Origin of the sequence: Ketobacter sp. GenoA1, from assembly GCF_003671475.1 — a bacterium.
Taxonomy (GTDB): Bacteria; Pseudomonadota; Gammaproteobacteria; order Pseudomonadales; family Ketobacteraceae; genus Ketobacter.
This window is the reverse complement of sequence record NZ_RCHM01000046.1, coordinates 242,020-257,752: the sequence shown is the minus strand read 5'-3', so window position 1 is coordinate 257,752 and position 15,733 is coordinate 242,020. Positions and strand designations below refer to the sequence as shown.

Annotated in this window: 11 protein-coding genes; 5 read left to right on the top strand and 6 right to left on the bottom strand. The window is 49.6% G+C overall.

The genetic code is table 11. The features are described from left to right. Nucleotides 1-58: 58 nt before the first annotated feature. The 3 genes from D9N13_RS23665 to pyk form a co-directional block, all read right to left on the bottom strand. Entirely contained in the window at nucleotides 59-3,163 is a 3,105-nt protein-coding gene (locus D9N13_RS23665; RefSeq protein WP_290594619.1) for a DEAD/DEAH box helicase, read from the bottom strand. Nucleotides 3,164-3,419: 256 nt separating this feature from the next. Beyond that, complete coding sequence (locus D9N13_RS23660) at nucleotides 3,420-4,688, bottom strand: glycosyltransferase (RefSeq protein ID WP_290594604.1); 1,269 nt, start codon at nucleotides 4,686-4,688, stop codon at nucleotides 3,420-3,422. 152 nt (nucleotides 4,689-4,840) lie between these two features. Further along, on the bottom strand, nucleotides 4,841-6,274 hold the full coding sequence (gene pyk, locus D9N13_RS23655; protein ID WP_290594598.1) for a pyruvate kinase: 1,434 nt from the start codon (nucleotides 6,272-6,274) through the stop codon (nucleotides 4,841-4,843). A gap of 239 nt (nucleotides 6,275-6,513) precedes the next feature. On the opposite strand from pyk, the gene D9N13_RS23650 reads away from it, so the two are divergent. After that, a complete protein-coding gene (locus D9N13_RS23650; protein WP_290594592.1) occupies nucleotides 6,514-7,263 on the top strand; it encodes a hypothetical protein in 750 nt (249 codons plus the stop codon). Between the two features lie 239 nt (nucleotides 7,264-7,502). Here D9N13_RS23650 and D9N13_RS23645 read toward each other — a convergent pair whose 3' ends face one another. Continuing rightward, entirely contained in the window at nucleotides 7,503-7,745 is a 243-nt protein-coding gene (locus D9N13_RS23645; RefSeq protein ID WP_290594707.1) for a helix-turn-helix domain-containing protein, read from the bottom strand. An 87-nt stretch (nucleotides 7,746-7,832) separates the two neighbouring features. Between D9N13_RS23645 and D9N13_RS23640 the strand changes: the two genes are divergently transcribed. After that, nucleotides 7,833-8,243, top strand: coding sequence for an aldo/keto reductase (locus D9N13_RS23640; RefSeq protein WP_290594585.1), 411 nt, complete (start codon nucleotides 7,833-7,835; stop codon nucleotides 8,241-8,243). Nucleotides 8,244-8,294: 51 nt separating this feature from the next. On the opposite strand, the gene D9N13_RS23635 is transcribed toward D9N13_RS23640, so the two are convergent. After that, the gene (locus D9N13_RS23635) at nucleotides 8,295-10,121 is read right to left on the bottom strand and encodes an ankyrin repeat domain-containing protein (RefSeq protein WP_290594580.1); all 1,827 of its coding nucleotides are present in this window, start codon (nucleotides 10,119-10,121) and stop codon (nucleotides 8,295-8,297) included. Between the two features lie 274 nt (nucleotides 10,122-10,395). On the opposite strand from D9N13_RS23635, the gene D9N13_RS23630 reads away from it, so the two are divergent. Beyond that, nucleotides 10,396-11,892 (top strand): trypsin-like serine peptidase, encoded by a 1,497-nt coding sequence (locus D9N13_RS23630; protein ID WP_290594574.1) that lies wholly within the window; start codon nucleotides 10,396-10,398, stop codon nucleotides 11,890-11,892. Between the two features lie 67 nt (nucleotides 11,893-11,959). After that, nucleotides 11,960-12,694 carry a trypsin-like serine peptidase gene (locus tag D9N13_RS23625; protein WP_290594568.1) on the top strand — a complete coding sequence of 245 codons (735 nt, stop codon included), beginning with the start codon at nucleotides 11,960-11,962 and terminating at the stop codon, nucleotides 12,692-12,694. Nucleotides 12,695-12,727: 33 nt separating this feature from the next. Here D9N13_RS23625 and D9N13_RS23620 read toward each other — a convergent pair whose 3' ends face one another. Beyond that, complete coding sequence (locus D9N13_RS23620) at nucleotides 12,728-14,194, bottom strand: hypothetical protein (RefSeq protein WP_290594558.1); 1,467 nt, start codon at nucleotides 14,192-14,194, stop codon at nucleotides 12,728-12,730. A 780-nt stretch (nucleotides 14,195-14,974) separates the two neighbouring features. Here D9N13_RS23620 and D9N13_RS23615 point away from each other — a divergent pair. Then, nucleotides 14,975-15,733, top strand: a complete 759-nt coding sequence (locus tag D9N13_RS23615; RefSeq protein WP_290594554.1) for a glycosyltransferase family 2 protein — start codon at nucleotides 14,975-14,977, stop codon at nucleotides 15,731-15,733.

Genomic DNA, 15,733 nt, shown 5'->3' with positions numbered 1-15,733 from the left:
CTTAGTCATGCAAGCAGTATTTCTGGCTTTATAAAGAAATAAATCTTCAATTTGCCATTCATGGATTATCATCTTCAGGTAAAAGTAGCATCGTAGCTACTGTTCCCACAAGTTCTGAAAGTTGCTGTTCTGAAAGATTGTCTATATCTTCTTGAGTACGGTATCCAGCATTATAGAGAGCAAGATGTTGTCCACGCTCAAGGGGTATTCTCAACTCTGTCAAACCCAGAGCGTCTAAAGGCAAACCAAATTCCAATCTAAGTAACAATTCATCAAGCTCTGTTAGAAAATCAGCATTTTCAGGAAACAGGGCCGTTAATATTTGGTGAGCTGATCTTAGATGAAAGCGGCTTCCATCCACTATTCTTATTATGTCACCATAGCTAATAGTCCCTTGCCATGGATTATTTGATGAATATTGTTGCTCTAACTCTTCAACAGCAACTCCATTTATCCAATCCCAAAGGATTGCCGCACGCTTACAACGCTGCCACACTTGTATTTCATCTGAACAGTAACGCTGTAAGGCCCTTGTCATTTCCTGGCCGTAACGTACAGAAACATTATTTAATCTTGCACTTTCAGAGCGCCCTCTTTTCATAACTGGGGTATATAATGCGTCACACTCATTTAAAACCTGGATAATTCCTAAAACATGAGTTGGGGGAACTTGTTCAATATCCAAACTATTCATTAACTCAACTAATCGCAAAGCGGACTCAAAAGACAAAGATGAAGCTCCACATGCGTGCCCGAGCAAAGTGAGATGAACAATTTCACCTTCAAGCTCTACTAAACCAGCGCTGATCATTCGGTTTAGTAACTCATCTACATTAGCCTGTATGATTTCCAGCCATTGCGGATTTTCTCGTGATGCACAATAACCGCCAAATGTATTTACTAAAAGATTGGAAATTTCAGATGCACGAACACCACGTACCTGACTAAGCAGCCGCAATGTCCATGTCGGTAAATCTCTATCTTGGAAAGACGACGCTACATCTTCCGGCATGCCCATCACATATTTTTGGAATAGTTGCGCCCTTTCAACTGGCGTATCAGCCAAGATAATTGCTTTTCCGGTTTCATTAAAACCTAAACGCCCAGCTCTTCCGGCCATGTTCTTATATTCAGCAACAGTAAACGGCCTTCCATCCTCACCTTTAAATTCATTTTCTGCCAAAATCACAGTTGAAGCAGGAGTATTTATACCTGCCGCCAGCGTTGTCGTTGCTGCAAGAGCATGAATATTCCCGTTAGCATCTCTAAAGCCTTTTTCTACAGCTTCTCTTTCCCCACGCAAAAGATTAGTGCTGTGAAAGGCAGTTCCTCCCTCCAAACAGTCTCGAAGATGTTGTGATGAAGCAGTCAAATCTCTTGTAGGAAGAGCATCGAGTACTGATGTTGCTGGTTCAAGATTGAGTTCTTGAGAGAGGTATTTTGCACAACCTTGGGCAGGTCCACGCACATTTCTAAATACGATAATTTTCTCACCATCCCCTACGAGCTTTTTAGCCAAAGGAACAATTACATCCTGTGAGCTAGGCTTGTCGCGACGCTGAACGATATCATGCTGCAACAGCAGAGACTCCTGCTTTGTACTACCGTCCACGTCTACAAACTGAAATGTTCCCCGCCTGTCTAATACACCCTCTATTAACGGAACAGGACGATTGCGGGAGATTAAAACGGGAAGACCAAGCCAACTATCAAAGTTATTTAGATTTCCAATAACTGCAGAAAGGACTAATAACTGCGGTGTTATACCTCTATCATGAGCACGTAATAGTAGGGCAAAAATTAATTCTACTGTAATGCCTCGATTGGGATCAGTAATGAACTGCCCCTCATCTACAATCACCACGCCCAGTTGATTAAGCAACCTTGATGAGGTAAGCGCCATATTAAGAAAAGTTTCGTATGTAAAAAATCCAATATCGTAACGCCCATTTAATGCTGGTCCTATTCCATCTGACGCGTCCCCACTACATCTTACAACTCGAAGTCCTGCAGCTTCATATCGCTCTCTAAATTCTTCAAACTTCTCATTTACGAGAGCACGATAAGGCAACAAAAAAGCCGCTTTTTTACCTTGGAGAACAGCCTGTATAGCTGCCAATTCTCCAATCATGGTTTTACCGGAGCTTGTTGGCGCCACTACAAGTAAAGAGCGGCCATTTAAAATACCGTGCTCATTAACTGCGGTTAGCTGCAAATCATTCAGGCCTCCAGGAAATCTCTTGGTCCATTGAGAAACAATCTCAGGAGAAACTCCATAATTTTCTAGTTCTGCAAAGTCCCCATTTAGTTGTTGCGTAGGCATGGCGGGAAAGGCTGCGTTATAATTCTCCCCGCGCCGAAGGGCAGGAAAAACTAACCCACCTTGTACACCACCCAGAAATACAGGGGTTTGAGTAACGCCTATTCGGTCTGCCTCCACTCGAGCCGAACGAATAATGTCTCCTGTTACATCTGGAAACTGAATGTTGCCTCCATCTTCTTTCTGAAGAGCTTGCATTACCGCAAAGGTTAAAATTCCATGTCCAGTTCCAGGCTGTTCCCAAGCAGCTTCATTCTCCGCGCAAGCTGCTAACAAAATGCGTCCCTCACCATATATTCCTGAAAAGGTAAAAGCATTTCTTGGTCGCGCCTCCGTTTCAAGAACCCTTGCAGGAGCCTGCCCGCTAAAACAGCAGTCTAAGATGCATAAAACAGCGCGTGCTTTAGTTTCTTGAAATGAGTATGCAAGATCAGCCATTGAAATAGCCGTATCAGGTAAGTTAGTACCATCAGTGTCAAAAGCTATAAGCCTACCATCGGGTGAACCATGACCTGCAAATGTAATTATTAATACATCTTCCTTTTGAGCAGAAGATAACTCACCCAAAATAGCTTCTTGAATATTCTGATGCGTAGCATTTTCATCTATTAGCAATCGTGACGATAAGCCATCTATCGAATCCATAAACATTGCCCAAAGAGCCGTTGCATCCCTTGAAGCACCATTCAATTCTGGGATAGCACTGTCTTTGTGTTTATTAATACCAATGAATACAGCTCTAATATTCATAAATCTTTTTATTACTCTAAAAGGAATATTGCTCCAAAGTCCGCTTCGGGTCGAAAGCAGACTTCCAATGGAATTGCGTTTCTTTGATTTCACATTGCTGATTCAACTGCATAGGCAGCTACGCTATGATTGATACTACGAATAAAGGGTACGCTAAATCCTTAGTCATCCCACTCTTCTATCCCCAATGATTTACCTAACCAGTATAGTGATCGATTGCAGTTTGATCAATCATCTTGTCGAATCAGGATTGCCCAAGATCCCTCACCCAACCCCCAACAACCTACCCTCCACCGCCGCCAACTGCTCCAAAAAATACCCCGCCTTGCTGCTGTGCATTTCCCATGGCTTATTCCGAGTCATTTTTCTTTAACCGATTTTTGGCTTCAATCCACTGAGCCATAAATCGCGTACTTTTCAAACTGTGGTGACGCAACATTTGGCCGTAAAAGTGCGCCTTCCGGTGCTCATCCAGCATCGCCCTTAACTCAGTAATCCGCTGGATCAAACGCGGTGCGTGGGTGGCAAATGAAAAGCGCTGCTCCAGTAATCGTAAGCCATTATGGTGCAGGGGCAGCCACTGATCTTCATTCTGATATAAACCGACTGCAGCCGAAGCAAACGCTTCTGGCGTATTGGCCACCAGAGTACATGGCGGGTCATCATCACCGTACATCGCTTCAGCACCGATGCTAGTGGTGACTGCCGGCGTGCCATTGCGGGCAGCATCAATCAATTTGCCTTTGAGGCCTGCACCAAAGCGTAGCGGGGCCAGCATTACCCGTGCCTGACGCACCACTTGTTGCGCGTCGGGGGCCCAGCCTTTCACCAGAAAACCGCTGCGCTCGTTGTGCAGTTGAGTGGCTTTTTTAGGTGGGTAGGCGCCGTAAACATGCAGCTCTGTTTGTGGCAGTTGCTGGCGGATTAATGGCCACAAAGTCTCTTTTAAATAACGTACCGCGTCCCAGTTGGGATCGTGACGGAAATTACCGATGGAAATAAAATGCGCCCGTTGTGCAAACGGTACGGTGCTGTGTGCATCCGTCATCTCTTCCATAAACGGTACATGCTGTAACTGAGTGGGCGGCACCTGAAAAAAGCGCGTTAGATAGTCGATTTCTACTGTGGAAATCATCAGCGACACATCGCAGCGCAGAATGGCGGCAACCTCACGCATGGCCAGTTCGCTGTGACGGAATTCAATGTCAGGAATAAGCGGTATGCTGAACGGCTGCCGTTTCAGCTGAGCGGCGCGGGCATGGCGCAGGCTGTGAAGATCTTCGGTATCCAGCACACGCAATGCCCGCGGACATTGCTCTTCAACGCGCCAGCCGAATTGCTCTTCCATCATAAAGCGGTCGAACATCACCACATCTGGGTTCAGATCACGGATGAATCCGTCAAAAGAGGCACAGTTCAGCGCCAGTGTCACGGCCTCGATATCCAGCGATGCAAGATCAGAGGCATGGTGGCTGGCCTCCGCAGGCGTTCCATACACCACGCGATAACCATCTTGCTGAAAGGCTCGGATCAGCTGTAGCAGGCGGCTGCCCGCCGCCGAGGATGCGGGTTCCGGCCAGACGTAGCCGATGACGAGTAATACAGGATATGCGGACATAATTCAGGTCAGAGCAAAACGAACACTGGATTATACAGTGTATCACTAGCGATTAGGATCACGATGCACGACGCGATGTCCTGGCGGCGCGTCGAATCGAATGTGACACAAAGCTCTTGATAAGAGTTTTAAGTGGTTTCAAGGCTCCCCAATTATGGAGCCTGCTGCTCTATAGCCGAATCCCAGTCCCGCAGCGTACGAATCTGAATCGCTTCAATACCGGCTCCGGATAAGGCATCCGAAATCACCACCACCTTGTCGTCCAGCGAAAACTCCTGACGGCTCAGCATAATGCGTGCGGCGTTGGCCAGCGTTTTTTCCGGATCGGAGCTGAAATTGATGCGATAGCTGAGCACGTTGCGTGTTAACACCAGATGGCGGCGGGTACGACTGTCATTGGTGAAGGCGCAAATGATGGACTTGCGCGGGTGGCAGTTGGCCACCAAATTGGCCATCAGGCCCCGTCTGGTGGGAACCACAATGGCGGCAGCATGAATCGACTCGGCCAGATTCACCGCGGCCAACGCGATTTCCTGTTTGTCATTGCCAAGCCGCAGTTTGTCGGTAAAGGCCAGCCCCGGATTGGGCTCGATGGTTCGCGCAATGCGATCCAGCACCTCCACGCACTTGAAGGGGTACTTACCGATGGTGGTCTCACCGGAGAGCATAATCGCGTCCACTTCTTCGTACACCGCATTGGCCACATCGGTCACTTCCGCACGGGTGGGCATGGGGCTCGATATCATCGATTCCAGCATGTGCGTCGCCACTATAACCCGCTTGCCCTGCACGGCGCAGGCCGCCACGATCTGCCGCTGCACCTGGGGCAGGCGTTCAAAATCGATTTCGACACCAAGATCACCCCGTGCCACCATAACACCATCAGAGGCAGTAACGATGGCGTCAAGATTGTTCACCCCTTCCTGGTCTTCGATCTTGGCGATGATTTTGATTTTGTCTGCCTTGCTGCCCAGCAGTTGTTTCAGCTCGGCAATATCATCGGCACCGCGCACGAACGACAACGCAATAAAATCCACTTCCTGCTCCACCGCAAAGGCGATATCGCGCCGATCCTTTTCTGTGATGGCGGGCAGGTTAACGCGAATACCCGGCAGGTTGACGTGACGTTTACTCTTGAGCACACCGCCATCCACTACCCGGCATTGCATCAAACGCTCTTCTTTGCTCAAGACTTCCAGGTTGATCAGGCCGTTATCCACGGTGATCTTGTCGCCGACACTCACGTCATGAATCAGATCCTCGTAATTGATCTGAATCGAGCTGGCTTCCACATCTTCCACGCCCCGCGCCACCACCGAGATCACGTCTCCGGTCTTAAGATCCAATTCATTGCTGAGATCGCCGGTGCGAATTTCCGGCCCCTGGGTATCGATCAGCACCGCGATGGGGTGATGCAGCTTGCGGTTCAGGGTACGTATGGCTTTGATCACTTTGGCACAGGCCTCGTGCTCACCGTGGGACATATTCAGGCGAACCACGTTCATTCCCGCTTGGGCCAACTGCTCCAGTGCCTCATAGGAGGAGCTGACCGGGCCGATGGTGCAGATAATTTTTGTCTTGCGCATAGAAATAAGACCCCTTGACTGATTTGCACTCATTATACGCAGGTAGAGCGCGACTGCGAGCGTGGTGGCTGTGGCGTTCATGTTGACGTTTGCGCGTAAACTCCCCAATTATTAACCCCCTAATTCTTAACCCCAATCCTGTCTCTATAAACGAACCCCGGTTCCAGCTTCGGCCCAGCTTCATTCGCCGACGGGGCATTCATTCAAACCATTACCAACCAATCAAAAGGACTTAAATCATGAGTAGCACGGATTATGCTGCCAAATTGGCGCTGATCGAGGCCATTGATCCCGCCACCCTCAAGAAACCCAATATTCCCGTTAAAGCCTATCTGCAGGAGGCGGAAAACCTCTACCACTGGGCGCAGGAGGATAAAACCACCTTGCAGAGCGCAGGCCTGCCCTGGGCTTGGGTGCAGGATTTACCGCAGCGCATTGGCGCCCTGCGCGAGGCTGAATCCCTGTGGTTCAAGGAGCGTTTTGGCCGCGAGGAGGCGCAACAGCAATGGGATCAGGAAGCGCCCGCCGCCTATGCCCTGCGCGATCAGATGTTGCGTGCCATGCGTTATGCCTACCGCAGGGATGATGCGTTGTTGAAGCGGGTGTCGGACATTGCTGAGGGCACCGGACATGTGGACATGATTCAGGATTTGAACGACGTTGCGATTCTGGGGCGCGCCAATGCGGAGCCATTGCTGGCGGTGGGTGTGGATGCGCAGGCGCTGGATCTGGCCGCCTCCACCGCCGCTGACATGGCGGATTTGCTGGCGATGGTGAACGGTGAGCGAGCCCACGGCAGCAGCGCCCGGGTGATCCGCGATCAGGCGTATACGCACCTGAAGGAGGCCGTGGATGAGATCCGTGCCTGTGGCGAGTATGTGTTCTGGGATAACCCGGCGCGCCTGGACGGCTATCACAGCCAGTATCGTCGCGCCCGCCGCTCCGGCACGGCTTCCCCCGTTCCGCAACAGCAAGCAACCGGCCTCTGACGCCATCCCCCGGGGGCGATTGGTCGTCCCCCGACCAGTTCAAGGTCTCCCCCGGGGGTAATTGATCGTCCCCCGATCAGTTTGCGGCTTCCCCCGGGGGAATATGCCTTCCCGCCCCACCGGCAACCCAATATCAGCAGGCCCCGGCCCGGATGCAGGTCGTTATTGCCGATGCCAATGTCATACCAGCACAGGTCGTCTTCCTCCAGGTGGGATTCCAAGCATTCCGCGAATCGTCGTTAATCCACCACCGATCCCACCGCTCGACTCGGTACGTCGCCAAAAAGCCGTTTGTACTCACGACTGAATTGGGAAAGGCTTTGATAGCCAGCTTCCCAGGCGGCCTCGCTGACACTGAGTTGGCTGTCGCTTAACAAGTGCTGAGCCCGATGCAGGCGGATGGCCTTGATGTATTGCAGGGGCGAGGCTTTGGTCACAGCGTTGAAGTGCTGGTGCAGGCTGCTTTGACTCATACTGGCAATATCGGCCAGTGCGTTGATATCCAGTGGCTCGGCAAAGTGGGTCTGGATATGGCCAGTACGTTGGCGATACGGGCATGGTGACGATCATTGCCCCGGTCTAAGCCTTGCGTCGGGGATGGGAAGGGGCTGGAGCTTTCAGCTATTGGTCTGGGTTGCATGGGTATGTCGGATTTTTACGGTAGCAGTGATGATGCCGTCAATAGGCAGGTGTTATCCAGTGCGCTGCAGCAACAGGTAACCCTGTGGGATACCGCCGATATGTATGGTCCTTTTACCAATGAAACCCTGTTGGGCCGTTTCTTTAAAGAGAACCCGGGCACACGCAGCCTGCGACGCTTGGCGGAAAATGCTGCTGCGGTTGAGATCGAACTCGGGAGCGATATGCTGACTAAGCCTGATGAGGCAATTGCATCAGTGTCGATCTATGGAGAACGTTATCCCGAGGGAGCAATGGCCTTGCAGATGGGGGGCACACCGGAAAGGATAAATAACGGTTGATGATGCGTCCCCTGTGATTACCCAATCGCATTACAATCATGCAAGGTCCGTTTATTGTTGGGTTGCGCCAGAACCGGTTTTCTTTTTGTTTGCGCACAGGCATTCATAACGAAACGACTTGCGAGTGACCCGAATCTTTCCCTTGCCTGCTGGCTCTTCTGTCCTGCTTGGCAATAACCAGTTGGTGAATTGGTTGCTGTGAGCACCTTCCTGCACAGGGATAGTGCCTTCCGGACACTCAAATTTTTGACTGGCACGCCCTCCATTATATTCCTGGGTTGTTACAACCATGTCGATAGCCGGCATGGTAAATGGGCCGGCACAGACTCTATGGCTACTTTCTGGCTTGTTGAGGAGGATATCTGGTTGATTGTTTTCAGAAGCGAGGCTGCCTGAGCGGGAGCTGGTTGGTGAATCAAATGTGCGATCAATATTGTTCAACTTGTCTTCCAGTTCAGGTATTCCTTGGTGGGAAGAAGATTGGTGGGCGGTAGCGTTTGCTCTCTGTGACGCATAGGCCTGCTGAATCACCTGCTGGGTTTGAGCCATATTACGGTCCAGCATTTGGTTCGTCCTATCGAACGAATTTTGAATCGTACTCATAAAGTCAGCCATCATCTGCTGTTCTTTGCGCCGTTGTTCAGCTCGTTCGGCGCGAGCTTCGGCCTGTGTAATGTTGCTGAGTTGCCTCAGAGCCGGTGCGTATTGCTGCATGACCGCTTCGTCTGCTGGGGCATTCACAACGCGATCGTCTACCAGCGCTTTAACGATATGGCCACTTTCACCAAACAGGTTGGCAAACCAGTTGCGTTGCTTACGGTAGGCTGAATCAAGGCTCGAATAATGGCTTTCAGCACTCGCCTTCAAGGCCTCCCAACTCGTCATACAGGTTTTAGATTGATAATACGTGTTGTTACTGCCGGTTTCACACCTTTCACCGAACGCATTTTGCCTGAGGACCGATTCCACCGCTCTTTTTTCCTTCCCGATCTGAACCACTTCCGATAACGCGTTGTTCAGATTCGGGTGTGAGGCAATATAAGAGGCGACGGCTTCCTCCTTGGCGCGCATTTTCCTGCGCGCGATTTCCTCGCGGTGTTTACGTTCTGCTTCGGCCCTGGCCCTTTCCTTAGCCTGTTTGGCGAGTGATGTTTTGCGTTCAATATGAGCGGTATACGCCTGTTCTATTCCACGCTTTTCGGCGAGTAAAAGAAACTGAGAAAAAGCTGCCTGGGAGGGAGATTGGTCTTCCTGTTCCCAAGCATGAGCCGGAACGGAGATCTCATATGGGGTAAACCCTTTAGAGTTTATGATAGAAAGATCGGCGCCATACCTGACGAGCAAGGCAATACGCTCAACCTGCATATCAAGCCAGTACTCATCATCGCCTTTGTAGTATTTGGGGTTGGCAGCGAAGTGTGCTGGGGTTGAGCCTCCAGGTCCGCCGATATTTGGGTTTGCGCCTGCTTGAAGCAAAGCTTCAATGGCAGCAAGCTCATGAGTATCCTCATATGGGCCATACCCGGCACTAGCCCAGAAGATTCCTTTGTATGTGGCTTCCCGAAACATAAGAATGTGTAAAGCAGTCTCGTCAAAAGGCGTTCTATAATTTACATCTGCCCCTTGGGCGATCATGCCCGGTATGCGCTCCGGGTCAAAGAAGGCTGCTGCCATCAAAGGTGTTAACGCTTTCTCAGGAGATTGACGATTAATATCGCCAGGCTCAGAGAGCAAGGCATTAATCTCATGTCGCATTGTTTCCCTATTTTGCTGATGCAGCTTGTTTAGCCGTTCGACAGCGGTAGAACAACCAGCGATTAAGGAACATAAAGCAACAATCAGTACTAAAAACCGTGTAAAACTGGATATAGACATCAACTACTTTCACATCTGATGGGTTAGGGGTGTTTGCTCACAACCAAACATATCAGACCTGAATTATAGTAAGACCTTTAGGAAGTGCAAAACGGCGATATATAACCCTTGTACTTTCGGGGGTGAAATTAATGTAGGGGCATCTTGTCGAAACACCCGAAACGGGAAGTTCGATTGCGGAACTATGTCACATTTCTGCGCCTCACTTGTTACTTACCTTCACTGCATCCCTCATTAAGATAGCCCCATCCTACAACGACCTCTTCAGGAAACAACAATGTCAAATGGAATGCTACGGAAAATCCCATCCACTCTATCCGCTTCACTGGCGGCTTGTGTGCTGCTGTTCAGCGGTAGTGCTTTCTCAAAGGGTGAATCCTACGTGGAAAAGCGCTTTACGAGTGATGAAACCCAGGTTGAATATGTAATTCGGGTCCACGAAAAATACGCTAATGACAAAAGCATCTTCAAGGATGCCTATGAATTGGTTGATGAATCGGAATCCATGTTGATCAACTTGCAAAAAACCACGGGCGAACGCTTGGCAGGGCTGCCCCCTGTGCGAATCGACTGGTTACGCAAAGGCAATACGATTAGTAAAGGCAATCCGGAGCAGCCTGAAGCAAAAGCCGATGAAAGTTTTAATCGTATTGATGGCTACAGCGAATATGCGCCAGACGATGTTCCAACCGTAGACAGTTTTTCAGCCTATAAACCTGAAACACGCAATGAGTTTAACTTCTTCATACCGGTCGAAATTCGTGAGCTGACCTTTCGAGTTGCCGTGAATGAGAAGCAAAACGACAGCTTTGTGGGTGAGATAAAATCAGAAACCACAGAGCGAGTAGAGGCGGTGGATAAGCGCCAGTATTATCCAATGGGCTGGAGCTTTAACGATGACAATCGTGTTCGGTTGGGTTCGCTCAACACCGAAATCAACGCTTGGCCCTGGCGCACCATTGCGAATTTTGATTACGGTGGCTCTAATAGCGGTTGTTCCGGCACCTTGGTTGGCCCCCGTCACATCGTTACTGCAGCACACTGCATTAACACCTCGGCTACCGATAACTTTTTTGCTTTATCTGCACGTGTAGGGCGCAATGGCACTGATTGGAAAGCTTCCACCACTATGCCCGGATGCCCAAATTCCAGCACTGATGATTGCCCCAGCATCGGTAAAACATACTGGTATTTTACCCCCAGCCAATGGCGTCAGAGCAGTGTGAGCAATCGTGAGCAGTACGATTTTGGTATTATTGTCATCCCTGATCGGTTGGGTAATAACGTGGGTTGGATGGGCTACTGGTACGCTCCTATGGGTTCGCTCAACACGGTATCCAAATTCAGTCGTGGTTATCCCTCATGTAACGCCGGCCCTGCCAATAACCCGCGTATCGACGATCCAGCCGACCCTGCCAAGTGCCCTACCTGTACAACAGATTTGACAGTGTGCAGCCCATTCCACTTGTACGGCGATGCAGCATCGTGCTCGGTAGGTAATGGTACCAATCTGGATGGCGATGGCTACAATCGTAATTTCAGAATGTCTTGTGATGGGTCAGCGGGAATGAGCGGTTCACCTCTGTATCTATACGGCAACGGCAATGTAGGAAATGACGGATCAGTCTATTATACTGCACACGATATTCAATCCACTTGTGGTGGAACGGCGTCTTCCTCTTCATGTGAGAATGTCAGTCGCGCAGACCGCATGGTGCGGTTAACGCCACAATACGCAAGCTGGATCTCGTATTTCCGCTCTACGTTCCCATAAGCTGAAGAATCAATTTAATCCTCCAACAAATACAAGGAACAGGGCTGACATTTCAAAGGTAATGGAAATGTCAGCCAATTTCATTATGCGTTTGTTTAATCGTTTTTTACTTGTGATGCTCTATCTGGGCGTTAGCGTTAATCAGACCAGTGCTGCCCCTGTTTCTGAAACAGGATATAAAAACACACAGTATGGTTTCGATAGTAACGCCATTGTGGCCATCAAAATCACAGGCAAAAAAGATTTTTGCAGTGGTGTGGTTGTGGGTGCTAACGAAGTGTTAACCGCAACTCATTGCGTTTATGGTTTAAAAGCCCAAACATACTACCCATCCAATACTGTAAAAATAGGTGTTGGAGATAATATTTTGCATGACACGGTTCAGTGGTTTGATGTCACTAAAATATCACCCAGGTCTTCTGCCACCATCAAAACCGTAAACGATTTTCTTGGGAACGATGTTGTTTCCTTAGTTTCCACTGATGTGTTGCCTGTTACACCTGTTCCAATTGCATCTTATACACAAAAAAATACTCCCTTTATTGCTTGGGGTTTTGGTGAAGATGAATGGGGGTACTACGGTATAAAAAAATCGCGACCACTGGAAAATGCAGCTTTAGACGAAAAGTTGATCTCATTTTCTTCTGGCGCTTGCCGGGGTGATTCAGGTGGGCCAGTTCTGAATACAAGGAATGAAGTTGTGGCTATTATTAGTGTGAGTAAAGTTCCGCATTGCGTAGATGCCGGAAAAAGAATTGCTCAACGGATTACCAGCGGGCTCATCGATGAAAAGCATCGATGAGCCGGAATGCTTTATATTGAGTGCTTCTTACGTTCAGGCACTGACTTCATAATTGAGCCTGATCGCTGAATTATCCTTACCTCGAAATCCTAAGCTCGAACACTGATTAGTTAAGAAATCAAACATATCATCCAGTTCGGTTTTTAGTGCATCTATCATTGCTGGGTTAAATTGGGAATCCTTGATCTCCAGCACAACGTCAATGGCGCCGGTGAACTTGTCATCTTTTATGCCATGCTGAACATAGCCACGGATAATATGCTGCAAATTCTTGAACATGATTTCGATGTTGTGTGCCTGCACTTTTATGCGTATGCCGACACCGCTACCATCTGAGAACGTTCCCGCCTTATGGGGCAATTGTTCTTCCTCTCGCTGCATGTCAGCCTCTGCATGCTTTTTGGCGGAGGCAATAATGTCATCCATTCCTTTAATATGGCCCACAATACTGCCATTAAGTGAAATCCACACATTGGGCGATATTGGTGCCTGTTCCGGGTTAAAAAATTGCGCGATGGCAAAGCTGGCGAAGAGAATCCGTTCGGGTTCTGGATCCTGTTGGCTGACGATTTGTGTAGCAAACAATTTGCCTCGTTCTGGCGCCATTACCATGATCAGTTCAGAGCCAAGTTTGTCATGGGCCTGTTGTAAAAGCGTTTCACTTAGCATGGCTTCGCTGCAATAGTAATCCCCGGTTAGAACCAATCCTGATATGGGTTCTTTCGAGCTGGAATCGACATCATATTTCAGTGGCTCCCACGTAGCGTTACCCAGTAACCGTGCTTCTAGGTTCATTAAAGCACGCGCATGTACGTCTTGAACCGTCATTGATTCCGCAATCATGTCGCAGTTTAAAAACGTGATGGCTTCAGGGCTGTCAATGGCGTAGCCGATAACCGGCTCATACTGTATCGGATCACTTGCCTCAAATATCGTGTTCATGACAACACTGCCTTTCGCGTCTTTTCCCCACTCTGCTGTCTTTAAAGCCGGGAATAGATTGTCGGGCAGGTCTGCCACGCTCTGATACTGAGAGTCAGCAGCGGGCTTGGCTTCGGTTTGACTACCCTCTTCCAGTACACCCAAGGTACTGGCGATAGCAGCCAGAGCAAGCTTCTCTTCTTGGCTGATTTTGCTGCCAAAAATACCCAGAAATCCGCCTGAGGCTTCGGCAATACTCTTGGCCAGCATCAACAGCATTACCTTATAGGTCTTGGCGACATTTTCCGGCATCATTTGATCCAGAATGCGCCGGATTAAGGCCAAATCTTCTATGGGGGAATTGTTGCTGTTCTTTACCGATAAGATGAGATCGACCATCGACATATTGGTTTTCTGCATTGCCACAAAGAGCGGCTCATACGCGTTATCTTTAAGTATCTTGCCGAACTGTTTGATTTCTTTCTGGTCAACCTTTCCGTCTGAAGCGGCAACAATTAGAAATACCAAAGCAGGTGCCTTCGCCAAATGTTGCATAACTTCGATTTGTGGATCAGTCATAAACTACTTCCTTAGTCGGTACGGGCTTTCGTCCGGAGTATATGAAGTGAAAGTTGTGTTCGTTGCTAAGAGCAAATGAATTCAATCCATGCAGCTTCTTGTCAGAGATAGCTGATAAAGTTAACTCTAGTTTGTTGATAGATTGTCTCAAGTAGATGGGCTGGTTATGGTGCCTATTGGTGCCAAAGCGTGACGGCGATCACATTTTGGTGTGTCTGCGTATTCGCGCCCTGGATCAGGGGCATCTTTCCTTTCCTTTCCTTCCCTGGCCGCTGGCACAGGCACCTTTTCCCCAGCCACGGTGCAGCGAGCTGGCTTCAGAGGCGAAAAGCACTCGTGGTTTTTCACAAAGGTTGCGACAGCAGTTGATGGTGGCGCTGATAATCACCAGCCTGCTTGAGGCAAGCAGATTAACGCCTATTTACACCTGCAAAATATACCATTGCGTGTAAGCATGCTGAGAATGGTTCCGCACCGGAGAAATCGCTGGATCCGGTAAATCCCTGCCGGTTTCCACCCACGCCTGATAGTCTAACGAAATACCCCACCTAAAACCCTCACCTAAAACCCCCAACAAGAACACCAGCACCTCTTTGGGGAATTACAATCCCTGCACTTCTTGTGCTTGGTTTTTAATCAATCCGCTTACCCTGACCCCGGACTTCAATGTTGCTCACGCCTCATTGCGAAACTTAATTGAAGGTTTTGTGAAACTTCCGTGAGGAAGTGGCCTGTGTGGATACCTAGTATGGCTGCACAGATTTTTCAGGAAGTGAACTTGTGAAACCCAACCACCTGGTCAGCATCATTATCCCCGCCCATAACGAAGCCAACTGTATTGGCTTGGTGCTGGTGCAGATTCTGAAGTTCGTTGCGCGCTGCAATCTACCGCTGCGCTGGGAGTTGTTGGTGGTGGATAACGGATCCACCGACAGTACTGCGGCCATTGCCCGGCAGCACGGCGTTAAGGTGATACGGGCACCCAAACTGGGGTACGGCGAAGCCTGTTGGCAGGGTGTGCAAGCCAGTCGCGGTGAGGTGCTGCTGTTTGTGGATGGCGACGGTGCGGTGGCCATTGACGACAGCTGGAATCTACTGGTTGCCCTGATGCAGGGTGCCGACCTTGCCATTGGAGTGCGGACCTATGCAGAACCCGGGTCGATGACCACGGCCCAGCGTTTTGGAAATCAACTGGCCTGCACGCTGATGCGTACTCTGTGGGGTTACCCGGTACAGGATCTCGGCCCGCTGCGTGCCATCACCCGGCATGCCTTTGATCAGTTGCACATGGTCGATCGCGATTTCGGATGGACGATCGAGATGCAGTTAAGTGCCTATCGCGCGCAATTATGCGTGGTGGAAGTGCCCGTGCGCTGGCGGGCGCGGCTGGGCGGCCACTCCAAAATCGGCGGTACCGTACTGGGGGTGCTGCGCGCAGGCAGGGACATCATCGGCATGCTGGCCAGATTCTGGTGGCAACAACGCCGTGGCGTTAAACCACACCTTTTATTAGATCAAAACCATACCCCCTACAAATAA